This is a genomic window from Aeromicrobium sp. (genome assembly GCF_036675695.1).
Lineage (GTDB): Bacteria > Actinomycetota > Actinomycetes > Propionibacteriales > Nocardioidaceae > Aeromicrobium.
In genome coordinates, this window is record NZ_JAKFEL010000126.1 from 1 (window position 1) to 17,530 (window position 17,530).

Below are 17,530 nucleotides of genomic sequence, written 5' to 3' on the forward strand. Positions count from 1 at the left end.
ACGTGGTCATGATGCCTCCAGCAGGTTGTTCATCGTGGTTGAGAACTCGTTCCAGACCTTGCGCTGCACATCGAGCATCGCTCGCCCCTGTGCGTTGATGCCGTAGTACTTGCGGTGCGGCCCCTCTTCGGACGGCACCACATACGAAGTCAGAGCGCCGGCCGTGTAGAGCCGCCGCAGCGTGCCATAGACCGAGGCGTCGCCGACCTCTTCAAGACCGCTCGCACGCAATCTGCGTACGACGTCATAGCCATATCCATCCTCGTCCTCGACGACGGCAAGCACCGCCACGTCGAGCACTCCCTTGAGCAGCTGAGTCGCATCCATGGATGCGACAGTACCACGCACTACGCACTAGTGCGGACGACGAAGTTCGGGCGTGTTGAACTGAAAGATCAGCTCGTCTCGCAGACGGCAGTCGCTCGAGCGATGGAGTCGCGGATGTCATCCGGTGACCCCCCGGCCTGGCCTGCGGCAAGCCCGGCGAGAAACGTCGTCAGCGGCGCCGCGGGACGTACGACGTTGTGCGCCGCGACCGAGGCGAGATCGAGGACAGCGTCGACATCGAGGACGAGACCGCTGAGGCCCAGCTCCTCCGCAACGTGGGCGGCCCAATCGTCGAGTTCAGTCATTGCGTTCTCCCTGCTGCCCGTGCTCCAAGGCACGGTCACGATCGTGCCATGTGTCGATGTCGAGGGTCGATCGAACCGGTACGGCGACCTCAACCAGCTCGAGCGGCGAAAGGAGTGCGCGCAACGACAGGTCTGTCAGCGAGGACTGCGCCGCCACCGCATGACGCAGAGCATCGGCGTTGACGAGGCTCATAAGTTGCTGGCGGTGTCCGTCTGCGTCGACGGCGATCACACCGTCACCGGTCACGGCATCCACAAGCACCGGAATCGCATCGCTGAGGAACGGCTGGTCGACCCCAGCAAGCAACACGTACGGCGACGTCACCTCGGCGAGACCCGCGCCGACGGCTGCAGCCGGGCCCGCGAACCTCGGCTCCTCCTGGACGACGGTTACACCCGGCGCCTCGGTCTCACCGACGACGACAATCCGCCCAGCACCGGCGACGGCCTCGAGAGTCCGCGACAAGAGCGTGGCGCCATCAAGCTCGAGCGACCCCTTGTCGACGCCGCCGAGCCGCGTTCCGCGACCGCCGGCGAGGACGATCGCATCCCACTGCATCAGGCGCGCACGTCGTGCAGGTGGTGGACGATGTCGTGCATGAAGTACTGACCGAGCGTTGCGACCGTGAACGCCGATCCGTCGCTGCGACGGCCGGTGCGATCCCACGAGTCGGCTGCAACGTTGTCGAACACGCGGGCGATCACGTCGCCCGCAGCCGTCAGCTCCTCGGCTACATCTTCCGGGTCCTGCGCGGCGTAGTTGTGCTCGATCGCTGTCGCATCCTGGTCCCAATTTGGGAACATCGGATCGTCCCGATCGAGCATCATCTCCACGCGTTCGGCGAAGAGAACGTACACATCGCGTACGTGGCACGCGTACTCATGCGGCGACCAGACGTCAGGTGACGGGCGGTCGCGTACGTCGGGACGAGCCAGGACAGCCGCCCAGCGCGGCAGGTCGGCGCGTACCTGCGCACCGATCTCGGTGGGGACGACATCGCTGGCGGTCAGACCGCACTCGGGGCACTTCTGCGACAGGACCCAGGTCCAGTCCTTGGTGTCAGGCTCGATACTCACGCCGTCTACGCTAGCCGTCGTGGAGTCACCTGCCTATCGCACCAGCCCGGTGTCATTCACCCGGCGCGGAGGACGGCTCACCGAGCGCCAGCAGAACGCCTGGGACTGGGCAGCCGGCACGTTCGTGATCGACGTACCGGGCCACGGGCCGAGCACCTCAGTCGATCCGTCGTTCGTGCTCGATGCCCCAGCCGTGTTTGGCCGCACCGCACCACTGATCGTCGAGATCGGCAGCGGCCGCGGCGAGGCATTGGTGCACGCCGCCAACGAGCACCCAGACGTCAACTTCCTGGGCCTTGAGGTCTACGTGCCCGGTGTCGCCCAGACCCTCGTGACCATGCGTCACGAGCGAGTCACGAACATCCGTATGGCGGTTGTCAATGCTCCGGAGGCGTTGCAGACGATGCTGCCGGCCGGATCCGTGCGCGAGCTGCGCATCTGGTTCCCCGATCCCTGGCACAAGTCACGCCACCACAAACGCCGGCTGATCACTCCAGAGTTCGCGAAGCTGGCCGTACGCGTTCTCGAACCCGGCGGCACGCTTCGCCTCGCAACGGACTGGGAGGACTACGCCGAACAGATGCTAGAGGTCGTGAACGGGGAGCCGGCGCTGCTGACTTCTGGGACGTACGCACCACGGTTCGAGGGTCGCCCACTCACTCGGTTTGAGGTCAAGGGCATGGATGTCGGCCGCGAGATTCGCGACGTCAGCGCCGTTTCCAGCACCCCATAGGATGTATCAATGACCGAGACGACCATCGCCGACAAGCTCCGCATCACTGAGGGCTATGTCGTGTGGGTGATCGGTCAGACGGTCGAAGAGACCGCACTTCTCGACCCTCTGCCTGAGGGCGCCATCGCCATCGAGCACCGCAACGACGAGGACGAAGACGAAGCTGACCTGATCGACGGAGCCGTTCTCTTCGTCGAGAGCCAGGTGCAGCTGACCGACGATCTCGATGAGTTCCTGCCGCAGCTGGGCTCGATCCCGGTCGTGTGGATCTGCTATCCGGTCGGTGGTCGCACCGAGATCGCGGTTGAGACGATCGGCGATCTTGTCGCCGATTACGGCTGGCACACCGTCGAGCACGTAATGCTCGACGAGGCGTGGTCCGGCGTACGCCTCGAACAGGCTTAGGGCTACCAGCGAGGGTGGATGGCCTCGCGCAGATAACGGTCGTAGATGTCCCGTACCTTCGCATCGAAGTCCGCAGGAAGCACCACGTCAGCAGCCGCGGCATTCGAGCGTGACTGGTTGACGTTGCGTGCACCAGGAATTGCCGCTGTGACGCCATCCTGCGCCAGGATCCACGCAATCGCCGCCTGTGCGGGGTGTACGCCCTCGGGCACCGCCGCCGAGAACTCCTGCGCGGCGCGTACTCCGGTCTCGAAGTCCACGCCGGAGAAGGTCTCTCCGACGTCGAACGCCTCTCCAGACCGGTTGTACGTCCTGTGGTCGTCGGGCGCGAACGTCGTGCTGCTCGTGTAGCGGCCCGACAGCAGTCCGGACGCGAGCGGGACGCGGGCGATGATGCCTACGCCGGCCTCCTTCGCTGCTGGAAGCGCCTCGTCGAGCGGCTTGAGCCTGAACGCGTTGAAGATGATCTGGACGCTAGCAACGTTGGGGCGGGCGATCGCGGTCAGCGCCTCGTCGACGGTCTCGACACTGACGCCGTACGACGCCATGACACCTTCCTGCACCAGCAGGTCGAGAGCCTCGAACACCTCGTCGTTGGAGAACACCGGGGTCGGCGGGCAGTGGAGCTGGACCAGGTCGAGCGTGTCGACGCCGAGGTTGGCCCGTGAGCGATCGGTCCAGGCGCGGAAGCTGTCGAGCGTGAAGTTCGCGGGATCCTGCTCAGCGCGACGACCCATCTTGGTGGCGACCAGGACGTCGAGCTCGGGTCGAGCGCGCAGGTACTCGCCGATCAGCTGCTCGCTGCGGCCGTCGCCGTAGACGTCCGCAGTGTCGAAGAACGTCACGCCGGCATCCGTCGCGCTGTCGAGCACGGCGATCGCCTCGTCATGGGTCACATCACCCCAGTCGGCACCGAGCTGCCACGTGCCAAGGCCGACGACCGAGACCTTGCGTCCCGTGCGGCCCAGCGTGCGTACGTCCATCATCCAGCTCCTCGTTCCTGGGGAAAGCCCAGCCTACGACCCTCTACTCGATCCCCCACGCCCGGTCGCTCAGCCGGCCAAGCGTGCGCACTAGCCCGATCTAGCAGTTGGTGTGGCTCGATCAGGTCTTGTCGCCGCACTGAGTTTGGAGGATGGTGAGGAAAGCGGTGCACGCAGCAGATCACCGGATCTCGGGTCGCCTGCACCAGATCAAGGAGCCGACCATGAGGTCCAACCCACGACTCGTACGGCGCACCAGCGCACTCGTCGCAACACTCGGCCTGGCCGCAGCCTTGGCGGTGCAGGCGCCCGCCCAGGCGAAATCGGACGGGGGCGCCAGCCGAGCGCAGCTCGCGGCGGCCGTGAAACATCTCGATCGGTCGGTGGCGTTCGCCGGTACAGCGTGGGGCGTCGACACGTCAGCGCAGCAGGTCGTCGTCACCGTCGACAGCACCGTCAAGGGCGCGCGCCTCGCCAAGGTGAAGGACGCGGTCGCAGACCTCGACGGGACCGCAAGACTGCAGACGACGGCGGGAGAGTTCCGCACCTTCGCGTCCGGCGGAGACGCCATCTACGGGTCGAAATACCGCTGCTCGCTCGGCTTCAACGTCATCAAGGGCACGACGCGCTACTTCCTCACTGCGGGTCACTGCGCCAAGTCGGAGAAGAAGTGGTGGACCTCGTCGAGCCGGAGCACGCTCATGGGCAACACCCGGAAGGCCAGCTTTCCGGGCAACGACTACGCACTCGTGCAGTACACCTCGTCGTTCACCAACTACCCAGGAACGGTCGGCAGCCAGGACATCACCAGCGCCGCGAACGCGTTCGTCGGAGAGTCAGTCACCCGACGCGGAAGCACCACGGGCATCCACACCGGAAAGGTCACCGCACTCAACACCACCGTCCACTACCAGGGCGGCGGCACCGTCAGTGGCATGATCCAGACCACGGTCTGTGCCGAGGGCGGCGACAGCGGCGGCGCACTGTACGACGGCACCAAGGCGTTGGGCCTGACCTCAGGTGGCAGCGGCAACTGCACGACGGGCGGGGTCACGTTCTTCCAGCCGGTGACCGAGGCTCTGGCGGCGTACGGCGTGCAGGTGTACTGACCAAGTCGCGTACCTTCCAGACTCAGTTCGATCTAAACCTGGTGATCCAGATCCCTGGCGGGACTTCTTCGTCCTCGACAGGCCTGAAGCCGTGCTTGAGGTAGAGCTTCACGGCAGGTGCGTTGTCGCGACCCGTTGAGACGACGAGCTCGCGGCCGTGAGCGTCATCGCGTACATGGCTGAGAAGCTCGCTCGCGATGCCTCGGCGATGCACCGATGGACTCACCATCACCCGATCGATGTCGACGTGGTCGTCGTGCTCGTGCCAGCTCACCGCTCCGAGCAGGTCGACACCGTCCCACGCGGTGCACCAGTTCACCCGCGGGGCCGCGAGCGCCTCATGGTCCTCCTGGAGCGGCGGCAGCCGGTCGTCGCCGATGAGCTCGGCCTCAAGCGCATACGCCTCGCGCTGCAGACTGAGGAGCTTGGCGGCGAAGTGGGGATCGAGCGCCGGATCGGGGCACGAGAAGATCACGGTGAACCCCCTCTCCCGATGTCGCTCGCTTGGGACTCAGTATGCCGCGCAAACTTCGGCCTACTGACACGAACGGACCACCGGCGGGTTACGTTTTGAGCATGATGCACACCGCCGGCGAATGGGCAGCCGGATATGAGCAACTGCGGGATGACGACGCCGAGCTGCTCTACCAGCATGCACCCGTCGGCTACCTGACCGTCGCGCCGGATGGCGTCATCGTCAAGGTCAACGAGACGTTCCTGCGCTGGACCGGGCACACCCGCGAGGACCTGGTAGATCGCCGCATGTTTCCTGACCTGCTGCGCTCAGACGGCGCCGAGTACTACCAGTCACAGCTGATCCCGATGCTCAACCGCCATGGCGAGGTGCGCGAGGTTGCTCTCGACGTGCGAACCGCCAACGAGGGCACCCTGTCGGTACTGGTCAACGCCACACTCGCGCGCCACGAGGACGGCCAGCCGCGGCTCGTCCGGCTCGCTGTCATGGATGCGACCGAACGCCGCGAGTATGAGCGAGAGCTGGTGCTGTCTCGGCACCGTGCCGAAGTTGCCCAGGAGCAAGCGGTCAACCTTGCACGCACTCTTCAGGACACCCTGCTGCCTCCCGCGCTCCCCTCGATCCCGGGCCTCGGTGTTGCGGCCGTCTACCGTCCCGCCGGCGATGGATCGCAGGTGGGCGGCGACTTCTACGACGTGTTCCAAGTCGGCCCGGACGACTGGGTGGTCGTGTTGGGCGATGTCTGCGGCAAGGGCGTACGCGCTGCCGTCGTGACGTCGCTCGTACGACACACGTTGCGAGCTGTCACCGTGATGGAGGCCGACCCCGCGCGGGTGCTTCACAGGCTCAACGCGTTGATGCTGGAAGACCGGGAGGACGACCGGTTCTGCACCGTGATCCTGATTCGCCTGACGAGTACCGATGAAGGCTGGCAAGTCGCGATGGCGGCCGGCGGTCATGCACCTCCACTGCTGATACGCGGTCGGCATGTCGCCCCTGTGCCGTTCGAGCCGGGCTCGCTTCTCGGCGTGTTCGAGGACGCGTCCTACACGTCGACAACGTTCGCTCTGAGGTCAGGCGACACCCTGCTGCTCCACACCGATGGGGCAACCGAGGCGCGGCACGAGTCGGAGTTCTTCGGCGACGAGCGCCTGCGCAAGTCGGTCCGAAAGCACGAAGGCTCCCCCGACCTCGTAGTTAACGGAGTGCTGGCCGACGTCCTCACGTTCCAGGACGGCGTCGCCAGCGACGACATCGCCCTCGTCGCTGTCGCCGTTCAATAGTGCTCCCGGTGGGGGTCGAACCCACACTTTGACGATTTTAAGTCGTCTGCCTCTGCCAATTGGGCTACAGGAGCGCGATTCAGCCTAACCGCGGATCGGCGGCCATCCAGGCGATGCCGTCGAGGATGTCGCGCTCACTCGCGATCATGACATCAGTGTCGAGCGGCAGCCGATCGATGATCCGGTCGAGGATCAGCGCTCCGCCACCGATCACGTCAGCGCGACCCGGGTGCATGAATCCCAGGGCTCGTCGGTCGGCAACGGTCATGTTCAGGAGGTCGTTGCACGCCGTGCGGACGACGTCGCGGTCGAGCTTGGCGCCGTGAATCGCGCGCGAGTCGTACGCAGGCAGCTCGAGTGCGTGCGCGGCGACCGTCGTGATCGTGCCGGCGACCCCGACAAACCTCTCGACCGGCGCGAAAGACGCGATGGGGGCGAGCAGCGCGTCGATGTGCTCGCCACAGGCCGCGATCTCGCCCGCGGTCGGCGGATCAGCGTGCAGGAACCGTTCGGTGAGACGTACGGACCCGATGTTGAGGGAAACAGCGGACTCGATGTCCTTGCCGCGGCCAACCACCACCTCGGTTGACCCTCCGCCGATGTCGACGACGAGCGTACGAGCCTCGTCAAGATCACGCGTGGCTCCGAGGAACGTGGCTCGCGCCTCGGCCGGCCCATCGAGGACGATCGGCCGTACGCCGAGAATCCCTTCAATCGCATCGCAGAACGCTTCACCGTTCTCTGCATCGCGTACGGCGGACGTCGCGCAGAACACGATCCGTTCGACTCCCAGCAGCGGGATCAGCTCGGCGTAGTCGCGCGTCGCGCTCAACGTACGACCGATCGCCTCATCCGCGAGACGACCGGTGCGATCGACGTCCTGGCCAAGGCGAACGATCTTCATCTCCCGCAGGTGGTCCGACTTCACGTCACCGTGCAGGTCGCAGATCAGCAGCCTTATCGAGTTGGTGCCGCAGTCGAATGCGGCGACCCTGATCCGCGGCTCAGTCATCTGTCGCGGGACCGCAGCTGTTGCCGGACCACCAGTCGCCGAGCAGCTCGAGCGCTTCGTCGCCGAGCGGGTTGACCCCGGGACCCTTCGCGAGGGAGTGACCGACCAGGACGTGGAGGCACTTGACCCGCGTCGGCATCCCTCCGGCGGTGATGCCGTCGATCTCGGGTACGTGACCGATTGCCTCGCGCTCGGCTAGGTAGGAGTCGTGGGCACGCTTGTAGTGGGCGGCGAGCTCTTCGTCCTCGGCGATCCGTTCGGTCATTTCTCGCATGAGACCCGAGGCTTCGAGGGTGCCGATCTCGGCGGCCAGCCGATCGCAGGTCAGGTAGAACATTGTCGGGAACGGCGTGCCGTCGTCGAGCCTCGGCTCGGTCTTGACGACGTTGGGATGGCCCGATGGGCAACGCGATGCGATCTCAAGGATCCCGCGGGGCGTACGACCGAGCTGCTCCTCGATCGCGTCGAGGTCTGATTGATCGATCGTCATTGCTTCTTGATCACTGCGTTGGGGTCTTCGGTCTTCTTCTTTGCCTCCGGCGTCTTTCCTGACTGCTTCACACTTCCCCAGAGCTTGTCGTACCACTGCGGTGTTGTGGCCTCCGGCGGCTCGTCGAGCGTCGGCACGTCACCGCGTACGACACCGTCCGCGCCGATGACCCGGTAGCCGACCTCGCCGGGCATGACCCAGCCAAAACGAGACCGTGCCTGCTGCTTGACGTACGCGGGGTCGTTCCAGCGGTCCTTCTCATCCTCGAGATCGGCAATGGCCTGCTTGCGCATCACGATCTCCGCCCTGCTTGCCTGGATGTCACCCCGCTGCTCCCACCACGCGTGCAGCGTCGAGGTGTAGGACGCAACCAGCAGCAGGACCACGGAGAGCAGGACAATCGCCCGCGTGGTCAGCTGCGGACCAGTGCCTGCGCTGACGGGCTTCTTGGCAGCAGCCGACGTGCGCGAGCCGGTGGTCTTGCGCCCACGCGATGACCCTGACGGCTCCCGCTTGGGCGGTTTCCGTCCGGGCCCGCGTGGTCCGCGAGTGGCCATGGGTCAGACAGCCAGCCGCGGGAAGGCGGAGACGCCGGCGTACTCAGCGGCCGATCCGAGGAGCTCCTCGATACGCAGCAGCTGGTTGTACTTGGCCACACGGTCGGATCGAGCCGGAGCACCGGTCTTGATCTGGCCGCAGTTGGTCGCGACGGCGAGGTCGGCGATCGTGGTGTCCTCGGTCTCGCCCGAGCGGTGGCTCATCATGCAGGCGAAGCCGTGGCGGTGAGCGAGGTCGACGGAGTCGAGGGTCTCGGTCAGCGAGCCGATCTGGTTGACCTTCACGAGCAGCGCGTTGGCAGCACCTTCGGAGATGCCGCGGGTGAGGCGCTCGACATTGGTCACGAACAGGTCGTCACCGACGATCTGCACCGAGTCGCCGATGTCAGTCGTCAGCGTCGTCCAGCCGGCCCAGTCGTCCTCGTCGAGCGGATCCTCGATCGAGACGATCGGGAAGTCGGCAGCGAGCTTGGCGTAGTAGGCCGACATCTCCTCGGCGGACGTCTTCTTGCCCTCGAACGTGTAGGAGCCATCGTCGAAGAACTCAGACGCAGCAACGTCGAGTGCGAACGCGATGTCGGTGCCGACCTTGAGGCCGGCCTGCTCGACGGCACGCGAGATGAGCTCGAGCGCAGCGCGGTTGGAGTCGAGGTTGGGCGCAAAGCCGCCCTCGTCGCCGAGGCCAGTGGAGAGGCCCTCCTTGTTGAGAACCGACTTGAGCGAGTGGTAGACCTCAGCGCCCTGACGCAATGCCTCGGAGAACGACTCAGCGCCGACCGGAGCGATCATGAACTCCTGGATGTCGACGTTGGAGTCAGCGTGCGAGCCACCGTTGAGGATGTTGAGCATCGGTACGGGGAGCACGTGCGCGTTGGGACCGCCGACGTAGCGAAACAGCGGGAGCTTGGCCGAGTCGGCCGCAGCCTTCGCGACCGCGAGCGAGACGCCGAGGATCGCGTTGGCGCCGAGCTTGGCCTTGTTGGGGGTGCCGTCGAGGTCGAGCATCGCGAGGTCGATCTCGCGCTGGTCGTCAGCCTCGAAGCCCTTGAGGGCGGGGGCGATCTTGTCGTTGACTCCGGCGACGGCCTTCAGGACGCCCTTGCCGAGGTAGCGCTTGCCGCCGTCACGGAGCTCGACGGCCTCGAAAGCGCCTGTCGATGCGCCGGAGGGCACTGCCGCGCGGCCGATCGTTCCATCGTCGAGTGCGACCTCGACCTCGACCGTCGGGTTGCCCCGTGAATCCAAGATTTCCCGTGCGCCGACGGCGTCGATGCGTGCCAAGACTGCTCCTCGATAGCGATTGAACGTTCGGGTGCCAGCCTAGTCGTCGCCCGTTCGCGTCGGAGATCGCCTCGCCTGAGTGGACGGCGATCGTGGTTAAGCCACCCCACACGCCGGGCAATGCGGCGAGCCGACCCGTCGCGGGCTTTCACAGGAGGCACAACTGGCGACGACCTCACGCCCACAGCCTTCGCAATGCGGTCCCGATTCGGCGTTTACCGGGAATCCGCAGAACGGGCACTCCCCCTTGCGTACGCGGGATCCCGGGATTCGGCGTGCCAAGTACTTCTGCAGCCCGATGAACGCGGCGACTGTGGCGCCGGCGCCCAGCAGGGACAGAATGATCGGCCCGAGGTCGAGGATGTCGACGTAGTCGGAGATGTAGTCGATCGCAAAGACCAGCGACATGATCACGCCCGACGCGACGACGGCGAACCCCAGCGGGAGGTAGCGCGACTCACGCTCACGTATCCGACGGATGAGTTGCAGACCCCCGAACGTCAGGACACCGATGAGCAGGAGGCGCAGGCCAGCGGATAGCCAGTCACGCCACGAACCGTCGTCCCCCGTGCGACTCTCGTAGCCCTTCTCAGCCGTGTGAGCTGCCCTTTCGGCATTCTCGGCTTCGACCTTCGCTGCTTCCAGCGCAACCTTCGCCTCGTCGTATGACGTCTGCGCCTCCCGGTACTCCTTCTCCAAGTCGGCGGTCGGTTCCCCGCGATCGACAGCGAGGCTGAGGTCATCGCGGGCAAGCTCGAGATCGGTCTTGGCCGAGTTGCTCGCCTCCTCCGCAACGAAAAGCGCTTCGGATGCCCGCTCCTGCTCGTCAAAGGCCTTCTGCTCGACGGACGTGTAGTCGTCGAAATGACCCACGCCTGCGAGGGAGTCCGCCTTGACGTAGGCCCAGCCCGCCCCGATCAGGATGAATGCTGTCAGAACGACTGCGAGGAACTTCTCGCTCTTCGTCGAGGAGATGTCCTCGGTATCAACGCGCGTGGTGCTCATACGATCCTCACTTCTTGACGGGGCGGGTACGGGGGCGGAATTCAACGTCGAGCTCGCAGTCCAGCGCCTCGGCGATGCGGATCAACGTGTCGAGCTTGGGCGGGCGCGTGCCCGACTCAAACCGAGCGATCGCCGATTGAGTAGTGCCGCACAGCTCGGCAAGCTCGCGCTGGGACAGCAACAGCTCCGTACGTCGGGCGACCACTTGGGCAGCGATGCGCCCATAGAACTCGTCGTCGCGGATGTCTCTCATGACCCGAACGTATAGCAGGAGTGCTATGTCTGTCCATAGCACGCGTGCAATGTCTCGGGCTCAGAGTCAGTGGTCGTGGAGCGGCGGGATCTTGCCGGCACGCTCTTGCTGCTTGATCCGCTGCCATTGCGCGTCGATCTCGTCCGACGTGGTCGGTATGTGGTCGAGCGTCTCGGGTGCGAAGACGTGCGGGTTGCGGCGTACGAGCTTTGCCGTGATGCCAGCCGTCACATCGTCGACGTCCCAGCCTTCGGCTTCTTCGGCAATGCGGGAGTGGAACACGACCTGCATCAACAGGTCGCCGAGCTCCTCACGCAGATGCTCGGAGTCGCCCGACTCCAGCGCCTCGAACGTCTCCTGTGCCTCCTCGAGCACGTACCGAGCCAGGGAGGTGTGGGTCTGCTCGGCCGTCCAGGGGCACTCGCGGCGAAGACGGTCCATCACCTCGACCAGGTCGATCAGGCTCGCGCCCGGCACGTCGTAGGAGCCGAAGATGACCTCGACCTTGCCGACCTCGTCTCCCGACATCAGGTCGTCGGCGACGGTACGAGCCCATTCCGCGTCACCCGTCGGTGCGATCCAGAGGACCCCGTCTGCGGCGGTGCCTGATTCAAGGGCAGGCGCGTCGCTGGAGATTTCGACGTCGATGCCGGAAGCGACGATCGCGTGTACGTGGGGGTCCTTCTCGGTGGCGACGACGCGCGAGGCGTCGCGCAGTGCGTCCCAGGTTGCAAGCGTGAGAATGCCCGGTGCGACCCGCGGACTGATCACGACAATGCGCATCAGGCGCAGCGCTGGTCTGCCGGCAGCTCGTCCTCAGCGCGACCGTCGGTCGAAGGGACCGACAGGGATCCAGTCGGACCTATCTCCTTCAGGCTGCTGCTCAAACCAAAACGAGGCGCGAACTTCACGTCGTGGTCCTTGAACGCCGCGATGATCGCTGCATGGCCCTCTTCGGCCAGCTGATTCGAGTTCTCGTTGGTGGCCGTGACCCCTGTCGACTTCTCTGCAAGAGCAACAGCGATCGCGGCGATCTCCTGGGAGTTCTCAATCGCAAGCTCTACATACTCGGCATCGTCGCCCTTGGGGAATGCTGTGCCGACCTCCTTGATCTGGTCAGGCGTGAGCTCGTACAGCTTCTTGTCGACCGTGACGCCCTCTTCCTTCGCCAGATCGCGAGCCACCAAGATCGTCACCAGATCGGAGATCGTCTGGCGTCGTACGTCGGAGTTGGGCACTGAGGGAGCTGGCAACGACTCGACGGGCACACCCTGCTGCGCGGCTTGTTGTTCGAGCTGCTCCTTGGCGGAGAGGAGGGTGAGCTTGCAGTAGATGCGGGCCGTCTTGTCGAACTTCGACATCGAGATCGATTGACCGTCGACGACCGCAGCGTCACCGGGATGGATGCTCCCGCATGACGCGAGCGTCAGAGCGGCGACGACGAGCGCGGCAGCGCGCATACGAGTCCACATGGAAGTACCTCTCAGTCGATGCGCGACAAGGCTACCCACGGAATGGAACCTTTGACGCCCGGGACCCGTCGTAAGGTGACAGACCACGTTTGGAGGCACGGTGGACGCGACGTCCGAGGCGAGCTACGCGGAGTTCGTGCGTACGTGCTGGCGTGACCTCGTTCGGGCGGCGATCTTCCTGGGGGCGAGCTCCCACGAAGCTGAGGATCTGGCGCAGCAGACTCTGGTCCGCTGCTACTCGAACTGGGAGCGCGTCACCGACGCCACCAACCGCGATGCCTACGTCTACCGCATGCTGCTCAACCAGCTACGGGACGTCCGTCGTACGCGGTGGTGGCGCAGCCGAGTCGACGCCGAGCCCGACGGCAAGGTCGACGACGCCAGCAACCGTGTGGTCCTGACCGACGCGATCCATCAGGCTCTTGAAGGGCTGAGCAAACCGCATCGCGAAGTCGTGGTGTTGCGCTACTTCGTCCAGCTGACCGAAGCCCAGACGGCAGCCACACTCGGCATCTCCGTGGGCACGGTCAAGAGCCGGCTTTCTCGCTCCCTGGCACGGCTGGCCGACTCGCAACACCTCTCCGAACTCTCCGAGGAGCGCACATGACCGACCTTGAAGACCTCTGGGAAGACCTTCCCACTGGCACTCCCCCGGTGGACGCCATCCTGCGAGCAGGCAGGGCAAACTCGCCACGCCGCAAACTCGTCCGACCGCTGATCGCCGTAGGCGCCACGGCTGCCCTGGCTGCGGCATTCCTGGTCGGTACGACAGTCGGCGATGGCCCAGCAGGTCCAGGTGGGCCGTCGCTCACCGCGCCGAGTCCGGTGGCATTCCAGGCCGACCTGGAGCCGGCGCTGAGCTGCAATGAGCTGCTGGCGGCGTACCGCGACCGGGCGCTCAGCATGGTCACCGAGTGGGGCTGGGACGGCGGAGCCGGAGTCTGGCCGACCGACCGACACATGCTGGCCAAGCTGGGTGACGTCGCACTGCAGTACGGCGTCAGGGATTCGCGCATGAGCGCACAGTCCTCAAGCGAGACCGGCACGAATGTGCAGGAGACTGGCGTCGACGAGCCCGACACGGTCAAGACCGACGGGAAGCTCGTCGTCCGACTTCGGGGCGACGACCTGATCGTCTATGACGCATCCGGCGATTCTGTGGTGAAGCGCTCGACGACTCACCTCAAGCGGTTTGAAGGAGGCGAGATCCTTCTGGCCGGCTCGACAGTGGTTGCACTCGGCGGTGATCAGGTGAGTGCCCGAGACGACATGACAGGTACGCGGCGCGGTAGCCGCGTGGTGACCGTCGACATCGCTCAACCATCGGACCCGAAGATCGAGTCGACCGTGACGTACTCGTCGCGGGTGATATCCGCCAGGCAGCACGACTCAACAATCCGGCTCGTCATGACAGCAGGCCCGCCTGCGCTCGACTTCATCCAGCCCGGCGGCAAGGTCAGCACCGACGAGGCGCTCCTCGCCAACCGCCTGGCCATCGAGCGGTCAACCATCAAGGACTGGCTGCCGACCTACGACTCAGGGTCGGGCTCAAAACAGCTGCTCGACTGCACTAACGTTGCGGTCCCGACCGATGCACGCGGTCTCGACACTGTGAGTGTCGTGGGATTGACAGCGACAGCACCGACGAAGCCACACGCAATCGGCCTGGTCGGCTCGGCCACCATCGCGTACGAATCAGCGGACCACCTCTACCTCGCCGAAAGCCCCATGACCTGGGGCTGCTTCCGATGTCGCATCGCCGGCCCCGAGTTTGCGCCACGGCAAGACTCCGGGACGACCGACATCTACGACTTCGAGCTCGACGGGGTCCAAGCGATTCACGTTGCATCCGGTGAGGTCGAAGGCACGATCGCCGATCGATGGTCGCTCGACGAAGCCGACGATGTCCTACGGGTCGCGGTCGGACCGTCGAGCGAGACGGGCAACTTCAACTCCGTAGTCACCCTCAAACGTCAGGGCGAGGAGCTCGTCGAGATCGGACGACTCGACAAGCTGGGCAAGAACGAGGAGATCAAGGGAGTGCGCTGGTTTGACGATCTTGCGGTACTCGTGACGTACAGGGAGGTCGATCCACTGTTCACGATCGACCTCGCCAATCCTGCTCGACCGCGACTGATCGGCAAGCTGAAGATTCCGGGCTACAGCGACTACCTCCACCCGCTGAGCGACAACGAGATGTTGGGCATTGGATACGAAGGCAGCTCAGCGCAGATCGCGTTGTTCGACACGTCCGACCTCGCCCACGTCAAGCGAGTCGATGTCGAGCACTATCGCAACGCCAGCACAATTGCGGCGACCGACCCTCGAGCGTTCACCTGGCTCCCGGATCGCGACACGGCACTGACCGTCCTTCAGCAGGGCCAGAGGGTGCAGATCGCGACGTTGACCATCCGCAACGAGCAGATTCGGAGCAAGCTGACGCGGGTCGAGTACGGCGACGACGCCGCCGTCGTACGCACGCTGCCTCTGGCGGGCGGTCGCATCGCTCTCGTCACAGGCGAGGATGTTCGGTTCTTCGACCTCCCCTAGGGTTGCCGCATGATGCGCAAAGGTCTGGCCCGGACGGTCGTACGCCTCATGGGCTACAAAATGGTCGGAGAGGTGCCACGGACCGGAATCCTCGTCGGCGCACCACACACGTCCAACTGGGACTTCATCACGATGCTGCTGGTGATGTGGCACGGCGGCGAGCACCCGCGCGTACTGGTGAAGAAGCAGCTCTTCAAGGGCCCCCTCGGCTGGGTGCTCAAGGCGTTCGGCGGTGTCCCGCTCGATCGCGACAATGCGAGCACAGTCGTCAAGGACCTGGTGGCCGAAGCAGGCACTGGCAAGCCATTCCGCCTGATCATCGCGGCGGAGGGCACCCGCGGGAAAGGCGAGTACTGGAAGTCAGGCTTCCTGCGGTTGTCCAAGGAAACTGGCCTGCCGATCACCCTGGCGTTCTTCGATCCGCCGACCAAGACGATGGGCTTCGGTCCGACGTTCCACGCGTCCGACGACGTACGAGCCGACATGGACATCGTCCGCGCCTTCTTCGCCGACAAGCGCGGCATCAAGCCCGAGAACGCGACCGAGCCGCGACTGCGTGAGGAATCCGCCTAGGCGGTTGCAGGCGCCTCGGCCGGCACGAGAGTGTCGATGACCGTACGGGTCCATTCGAGCAGCTCGCGATCGCGCAGCGGCTCGCCACCGATCGGTGCCGTCTTGGGCCGCGGTACGAGCGCAACCTCGGCAGCGACCTTGTAGGTGCTCCGCGGGTAGACGCGCGAGAGACGCATCTGCGCCGAGTCGGGCAGCTTGAGCGGTGCAAACCGGATGTTGGGACCAGCCGAGGTGACCTCAGCAAGCCCGGCGTCGCGCACTCGTACGCGGAGTCGAGCCACCTCGAGCAGCACTTCGACCGCCTCGGGCGGCTCGCCATAGCGGTCTACCAGCTCTGCGCGCAGCTCATCGACTTCGTTGAGCGCGCGTACGTCGGCCAGCCGCTTGTACATCTCGAGGCGCAAGCGCTCGCTCTGCACGTAATCGTGCGGCAGGTGCGCCTCGATCGGCAGCTCGATCTTGACCTCGCGCTCGGGTGCAGCATCGCCACGGAACTCGGCGACGGCTTCGCCGACGAGTCGTACGTACAGGTCAAAGCCAACGTCGGCGATGTGTCCCGACTGCTCACCGCCGAGCAGGTTGCCTGCACCGCGGATCTCGAGGTCCTTCATCGCCACCGCCATGCCCCCACCGAGCTCGGAGTGTTGCGCAATTGTGGTGAGACGGTCGTGTGCGGTCTCGGTGAGCGGCTTCTCGGGCGGGTAGAGGAAGTAGGCGTACGCGCGCTCCCGCGATCGACCAACGCGCCCACGGAGCTGGTGGAGCTGCGAGAGGCCGAGGGTGTCGGCGCGCTCGATGATCATGGTGTTGGCGTTGGAGACGTCCAGACCCGACTCGACGATCGTGGTGCAGACCAGCACGTCGATGCGCTTCTCCCAGAAGTCGACCATGACCTGCTCGAGCTGATGCTCACCCATCTGGCCGTGAGCCGACGCAACGCGAGCCTCGGGAACGAGCCGTTTGATGTTGGCGACCGCCTTGTCGATGCTCTGCACCCGGTTGTGGATGTAGAACACCTGCCCCTCACGGAGCAGCTCGCGACGGATCGCGGCAATGATCTGGCCGTCCTCGTACGCGCCGACGAACGACAGCACAGGGTGGCGCTCCTCCGGCGGTGTGGCAATCGTCGACATCTCGCGGATGCCAGTGATCGCCATCTCGAGCGTGCGCGGGATCGGGGTGGCCGACATCGACAGCACGTCGACAGCGGCGCGCAGCATCTTGAGTGCTTCCTTGTGCTCGACGCCGAAGCGCTGCTCCTCGTCGACGATCACGAGCCCGAGGTCCTTGATCTTCACACCGGGCTGCAGCAGGCGATGGGTGCCGATCACCAGGTCGATCGTGCCGTTCGCGAGCCCTTCGAGGGTCTCCTTGGACTCCTTGTCGGACTGGAAGCGCGAGAGCGGGCGGATCGTCACCGGGAACTGACCGAACCGCTCGGCGAAGGTCGCGTAGTGCTGCTGCACGAGGAGCGTCGTTGGTACGAGCAGGATGACCTGCTTGCCGTCCTGGATCGCCTTGAACGCAGCTCGCACGGCGATCTCAGTCTTGCCGTAGCCGACGTCACCGCAGACCAAACGATCCATCGGGACCGTTCGCTCCATGTCGCGCTTGACCTCGTCGATCGTCACCATCTGGTC

22 protein-coding genes and 1 tRNA gene are annotated in these 17,530 nt (G+C 65.2%); 7 read left to right on the plus strand and 16 right to left on the minus strand.

All coding sequences use genetic code 11. The annotated features are described in order from the left end of the window. Window positions 1-6 precede the first annotated feature (6 nt). From V6M39_RS08070 to V6M39_RS08085, 4 genes are all read right to left on the minus strand, one after another. Window positions 7-327, minus strand: coding sequence for a PadR family transcriptional regulator (locus tag V6M39_RS08070; RefSeq protein ID WP_332643303.1), 321 nt, complete (start codon window positions 325-327; stop codon window positions 7-9). Window positions 328-395: 68 nt separating this feature from the next. Beyond that, window positions 396-632, minus strand: coding sequence for a DUF6457 domain-containing protein (locus V6M39_RS08075; protein ID WP_332643304.1), 237 nt, complete (start codon window positions 630-632; stop codon window positions 396-398). After that, window positions 625-1,191 (minus strand): molybdenum cofactor guanylyltransferase, encoded by a 567-nt coding sequence (gene mobA, locus V6M39_RS08080; RefSeq protein WP_332643305.1) that lies wholly within the window; start codon window positions 1,189-1,191, stop codon window positions 625-627. Before mobA ends, V6M39_RS08075 begins: the two co-directional genes overlap by 8 nt. Next, window positions 1,191-1,709: a DinB family protein gene (locus tag V6M39_RS08085; RefSeq protein ID WP_332643306.1), complete on the minus strand. Its 519-nt coding sequence runs from the start codon at window positions 1,707-1,709 to the stop codon at window positions 1,191-1,193. The genes mobA and V6M39_RS08085 overlap by 1 nt, the downstream gene beginning before the upstream one ends. Before the next feature lie 19 nt (window positions 1,710-1,728). On the opposite strand from V6M39_RS08085, the gene trmB reads away from it, so the two are divergent. Further along, window positions 1,729-2,442: a tRNA (guanosine(46)-N7)-methyltransferase TrmB gene (gene trmB, locus V6M39_RS08090; RefSeq protein WP_332643307.1), complete on the plus strand. Its 714-nt coding sequence runs from the start codon at window positions 1,729-1,731 to the stop codon at window positions 2,440-2,442. Between the two features lie 9 nt (window positions 2,443-2,451). Then, complete coding sequence (locus V6M39_RS08095) at window positions 2,452-2,847, plus strand: DUF3052 family protein (protein WP_332643308.1); 396 nt, start codon at window positions 2,452-2,454, stop codon at window positions 2,845-2,847. Between the two features lie 2 nt (window positions 2,848-2,849). On the opposite strand, the gene V6M39_RS08100 is transcribed toward V6M39_RS08095, so the two are convergent. Beyond that, a complete protein-coding gene (locus V6M39_RS08100; protein WP_332643309.1) occupies window positions 2,850-3,830 on the minus strand; it encodes an aldo/keto reductase in 981 nt (326 codons plus the stop codon). A gap of 224 nt (window positions 3,831-4,054) precedes the next feature. On the opposite strand from V6M39_RS08100, the gene V6M39_RS08105 reads away from it, so the two are divergent. Beyond that, the gene (locus V6M39_RS08105; RefSeq protein ID WP_332643310.1) at window positions 4,055-4,939 is read left to right on the plus strand and encodes a S1 family peptidase; all 885 of its coding nucleotides are present in this window, start codon (window positions 4,055-4,057) and stop codon (window positions 4,937-4,939) included. Window positions 4,940-4,961: 22 nt separating this feature from the next. On the opposite strand, the gene V6M39_RS08110 is transcribed toward V6M39_RS08105, so the two are convergent. Continuing rightward, entirely contained in the window at window positions 4,962-5,414 is a 453-nt protein-coding gene (locus tag V6M39_RS08110) for a GNAT family N-acetyltransferase (RefSeq protein ID WP_332643311.1), read from the minus strand. Between the two features lie 101 nt (window positions 5,415-5,515). Here V6M39_RS08110 and V6M39_RS08115 point away from each other — a divergent pair, with 101 nt between their 5' ends. Then, window positions 5,516-6,697: a PP2C family protein-serine/threonine phosphatase gene (locus V6M39_RS08115; protein ID WP_332643312.1), complete on the plus strand. Its 1,182-nt coding sequence runs from the start codon at window positions 5,516-5,518 to the stop codon at window positions 6,695-6,697. Here V6M39_RS08115 and V6M39_RS08120 read toward each other — a convergent pair. The 9 genes from V6M39_RS08120 to V6M39_RS08160 form a co-directional block, all read right to left on the minus strand. Further along, a tRNA-Leu gene (locus V6M39_RS08120) sits at window positions 6,698-6,771 on the minus strand. It abuts the gene before it with no gap. 5 nt (window positions 6,772-6,776) lie between these two features. Then, window positions 6,777-7,709 carry a Ppx/GppA phosphatase family protein gene (locus V6M39_RS08125; protein WP_332643313.1) on the minus strand — a complete coding sequence of 311 codons (933 nt, stop codon included), beginning with the start codon at window positions 7,707-7,709 and terminating at the stop codon, window positions 6,777-6,779. Then, complete coding sequence (locus tag V6M39_RS08130; RefSeq protein WP_332643314.1) at window positions 7,702-8,199, minus strand: DUF501 domain-containing protein; 498 nt, start codon at window positions 8,197-8,199, stop codon at window positions 7,702-7,704. The genes V6M39_RS08125 and V6M39_RS08130 overlap by 8 nt, the downstream gene beginning before the upstream one ends. After that, window positions 8,196-8,756, minus strand: a complete 561-nt coding sequence (locus V6M39_RS08135; protein WP_332643315.1) for an FtsB family cell division protein — start codon at window positions 8,754-8,756, stop codon at window positions 8,196-8,198. Before V6M39_RS08135 ends, V6M39_RS08130 begins: the two co-directional genes overlap by 4 nt. Before the next feature lie 3 nt (window positions 8,757-8,759). Then, window positions 8,760-10,037, minus strand: a complete 1,278-nt coding sequence (gene eno / locus V6M39_RS08140) for a phosphopyruvate hydratase (protein WP_332643316.1) — start codon at window positions 10,035-10,037, stop codon at window positions 8,760-8,762. A gap of 96 nt (window positions 10,038-10,133) precedes the next feature. Beyond that, a complete protein-coding gene (locus V6M39_RS08145; RefSeq protein ID WP_332643317.1) occupies window positions 10,134-11,042 on the minus strand; it encodes a hypothetical protein in 909 nt (302 codons plus the stop codon). Between the two features lie 7 nt (window positions 11,043-11,049). After that, window positions 11,050-11,295, minus strand: coding sequence for a helix-turn-helix domain-containing protein (locus V6M39_RS08150; RefSeq protein ID WP_332643318.1), 246 nt, complete (start codon window positions 11,293-11,295; stop codon window positions 11,050-11,052). Window positions 11,296-11,361: 66 nt separating this feature from the next. Further along, on the minus strand, window positions 11,362-12,078 hold the full coding sequence (locus tag V6M39_RS08155; RefSeq protein WP_332643319.1) for a MazG family protein: 717 nt from the start codon (window positions 12,076-12,078) through the stop codon (window positions 11,362-11,364). Beyond that, window positions 12,078-12,767 carry a hypothetical protein gene (locus V6M39_RS08160; RefSeq protein WP_332643320.1) on the minus strand — a complete coding sequence of 230 codons (690 nt, stop codon included), beginning with the start codon at window positions 12,765-12,767 and terminating at the stop codon, window positions 12,078-12,080. The genes V6M39_RS08155 and V6M39_RS08160 overlap by 1 nt, the downstream gene beginning before the upstream one ends. 100 nt (window positions 12,768-12,867) lie before the next feature. Between V6M39_RS08160 and V6M39_RS08165 the strand changes: the two genes are divergently transcribed. Genes V6M39_RS08165 through V6M39_RS08175 form a run of 3 tightly spaced genes read left to right on the plus strand, consistent with a single transcriptional unit; the run spans window position 12,868 to window position 15,890 of the window. Beyond that, window positions 12,868-13,374, plus strand: coding sequence for a SigE family RNA polymerase sigma factor (locus tag V6M39_RS08165; RefSeq protein ID WP_332643321.1), 507 nt, complete (start codon window positions 12,868-12,870; stop codon window positions 13,372-13,374). Then, window positions 13,371-15,317 carry a beta-propeller domain-containing protein gene (locus V6M39_RS08170; RefSeq protein ID WP_332643322.1) on the plus strand — a complete coding sequence of 649 codons (1,947 nt, stop codon included), beginning with the start codon at window positions 13,371-13,373 and terminating at the stop codon, window positions 15,315-15,317. The genes V6M39_RS08165 and V6M39_RS08170 overlap by 4 nt, the downstream gene beginning before the upstream one ends. Before the next feature lie 9 nt (window positions 15,318-15,326). Then, window positions 15,327-15,890: a 1-acyl-sn-glycerol-3-phosphate acyltransferase gene (locus V6M39_RS08175; RefSeq protein WP_332643323.1), complete on the plus strand. Its 564-nt coding sequence runs from the start codon at window positions 15,327-15,329 to the stop codon at window positions 15,888-15,890. On the opposite strand, the gene V6M39_RS08180 is transcribed toward V6M39_RS08175, so the two are convergent. Continuing rightward, window positions 15,887-17,530 (minus strand): DEAD/DEAH box helicase (locus V6M39_RS08180; RefSeq protein ID WP_332643324.1); only part of this gene is annotated, 1,644 nt, incomplete at its 5' end. The two genes, V6M39_RS08175 and V6M39_RS08180, sit on opposite strands and share 4 nt — an antisense overlap.

What these genes read in the sequence shown, in the direction of transcription:
- V6M39_RS08070 (WP_332643303.1), bottom strand. Translation starts at nt 327, where the DNA reads ATGGATGCGACTCAGCTGCTCAAGGGAGTGCTCGACGTGGCGGTGCTT.
- V6M39_RS08075 (WP_332643304.1), bottom strand. Translation starts at nt 632, where the DNA reads ATGACTGAACTCGACGATTGGGCCGCCCACGTTGCGGAGGAGCTGGGC.
- mobA (WP_332643305.1), bottom strand. Translation starts at nt 1,191, where the DNA reads ATGCAGTGGGATGCGATCGTCCTCGCCGGCGGTCGCGGAACGCGGCTC.
- V6M39_RS08095 (WP_332643308.1), top strand. Translation starts at nt 2,452, where the DNA reads ATGACCGAGACGACCATCGCCGACAAGCTCCGCATCACTGAGGGCTAT.
- V6M39_RS08100 (WP_332643309.1), bottom strand. Translation starts at nt 3,830, where the DNA reads ATGGACGTACGCACGCTGGGCCGCACGGGACGCAAGGTCTCGGTCGTC.
- V6M39_RS08105 (WP_332643310.1), top strand. Translation starts at nt 4,055, where the DNA reads ATGAGGTCCAACCCACGACTCGTACGGCGCACCAGCGCACTCGTCGCA.
- V6M39_RS08115 (WP_332643312.1), top strand. Translation starts at nt 5,516, where the DNA reads ATGATGCACACCGCCGGCGAATGGGCAGCCGGATATGAGCAACTGCGG.
- V6M39_RS08125 (WP_332643313.1), bottom strand. Translation starts at nt 7,709, where the DNA reads ATGACTGAGCCGCGGATCAGGGTCGCCGCATTCGACTGCGGCACCAAC.
- V6M39_RS08130 (WP_332643314.1), bottom strand. Translation starts at nt 8,199, where the DNA reads ATGACGATCGATCAATCAGACCTCGACGCGATCGAGGAGCAGCTCGGT.
- V6M39_RS08135 (WP_332643315.1), bottom strand. Translation starts at nt 8,756, where the DNA reads ATGGCCACTCGCGGACCACGCGGGCCCGGACGGAAACCGCCCAAGCGG.
- V6M39_RS08145 (WP_332643317.1), bottom strand. Translation starts at nt 11,042, where the DNA reads ATGAGCACCACGCGCGTTGATACCGAGGACATCTCCTCGACGAAGAGC.
- V6M39_RS08150 (WP_332643318.1), bottom strand. Translation starts at nt 11,295, where the DNA reads ATGAGAGACATCCGCGACGACGAGTTCTATGGGCGCATCGCTGCCCAA.
- V6M39_RS08155 (WP_332643319.1), bottom strand. Translation starts at nt 12,078, where the DNA reads ATGCGCATTGTCGTGATCAGTCCGCGGGTCGCACCGGGCATTCTCACG.
- V6M39_RS08160 (WP_332643320.1), bottom strand. Translation starts at nt 12,767, where the DNA reads ATGTGGACTCGTATGCGCGCTGCCGCGCTCGTCGTCGCCGCTCTGACG.
- V6M39_RS08170 (WP_332643322.1), top strand. Translation starts at nt 13,371, where the DNA reads ATGACCGACCTTGAAGACCTCTGGGAAGACCTTCCCACTGGCACTCCC.
- V6M39_RS08175 (WP_332643323.1), top strand. Translation starts at nt 15,327, where the DNA reads ATGATGCGCAAAGGTCTGGCCCGGACGGTCGTACGCCTCATGGGCTAC.